1 protein-coding gene is annotated in these 1,482 nt (G+C 68.9%); it reads right to left on the bottom strand.

Annotated elements, in window-relative coordinates:
• Positions 1-36: 36 nt before the first annotated feature.
• Positions 37-1,077: an IS30 family transposase gene (locus ACFVGY_RS37830; protein ID WP_385687134.1), complete on the bottom strand. Its 1,041-nt coding sequence runs from the start codon at positions 1,075-1,077 to the stop codon at positions 37-39.
• Between the last annotated feature and the right edge of the window lie 405 nt (positions 1,078-1,482).

Raw genomic sequence — 1,482 nt, 5'->3', positions numbered from 1 at the left:
CTTGGGTTCAAGGGGTCGTCGCAACACCACTTGGTTTCAGGTGGTGAGTAGATCACGTAGACGCTCGGCTGGGGTATCCCAGCCGAGCGTCTTGCGTGGGCGGCCGTTGAGTTCCTGGGCGACGTGTTCGAGGTCTTCGGGGCTGTGCAGGCTCAGATCGGTGCCTTTCGGGAAGTACTGCCGCAGCAGCCCGTTCGTGTTCTCGTTCGAGCCGCGTTGCCAGGGCGAGGCCGGGTCGCAGAAGTAGACGGGCATGTCGGTGGCCATGGTGAACTGCTTGTGGCGTGCCATTTCGCTGCCCTGGTCCCAGGTGAGGGAGCCGCGCAGGTGGACGGGCAGGGTCTGGATGGTGCGGACGAGGCCGTCGCGGACGGTCTCGGCGTCGTGGGCTCCGCCCGGCAGGTGGACCAGCATGGTGTAACGGGTGCTCCGTTCGACCAGGGTGGCGATCGCGGAGCGGCCGCCCGCGCCGATGATCAGGTCGCCTTCCCAGTGACCGGGCACGGCCCGGTCCTCGATGTCGGCGGGGCGGTCACTGATCATCACCATCGGGTCGATGAACCGGGGAGTGCGCCGCTCGGGGTCGCGGCGTGGTTTGCGGCGGGTCCGGCCGGAGCGGATGGCTGCCTGCACTTCCCGTTTCAGGCCGCCGCGGGCCTGGAAGTACAGCGCCTGGTAGATCGTTTCCACGCTCACCCGCATGCTCTCGTCGTCGGGATGCTCTCTGACTAGAGCGTGGCAGATCTGTTCCGGTGACCATCGCCTGCGCAGTCCGTCCTGGACGAAGCGGCGCAGCCGTCCCTCGCGCAGCAGCTTGCGGTCCTTGGGCCGGGGTCTGCGCGCGGCGGTTGCCCGGTGGGCCGCGTAGGGCTGGTAGCCCTCGCTGCCCGAGTTCGCGTCGATCTCCCGCTTGACCGTGCTCGCCGGCCGTCCCAGGGCCCGTCCGATCGCCCGCAGTGACTGACCTGCCGCGCGAAGATCGCGGATCCGTTCGCGCTCGGCCAGTGTCAGAAACCGCGGGTGGAGCTGCTTCTCCAGGGCCGTCAGGCCCACCGGTGCTGTGGTCACACCGCACATCGTGACGGTCCCCGCTGTGTAGTCGACACGGCGCCCGTCGGCATAGGTGCGCGAAGAGCGGCTCTTCTTGACGCCCCAGTCCCAGTCCTTGGCCGTGCGCTCGTTCACACCGACCTGCCGGGCCGCCACCCGGCGTGCGACACCGGCGGCCCGAAGCCGCTCGTACTCGTCCCGCCCGGGATGCCGGCGCGGCAGGCGCACCGAACTCCGTCCGGCCTTCCGAGCCCAGCCGAAGGCGGTGTTCCGGTTCACCCCCAGCTCGCGCGCCACCACGGTCACGTTCCCCACGACATCCAGCCGCGCGAGGAAATGCTCCCGCAACCGGGCAAGATCATCACGCTCAACGCCCACGGTCCTCGCAACTCCCACAGATCGCGGGTGTTGCGAGGACCGTTAGAACCCAAG

It is taken from the genome of Streptomyces sp. NPDC127106 (assembly GCF_042677605.1).
GTDB lineage: Bacteria > Actinomycetota > Actinomycetes > Streptomycetales > Streptomycetaceae > Streptomyces.
This window is presented reverse-complemented; position numbering and strand designations above follow the sequence as displayed.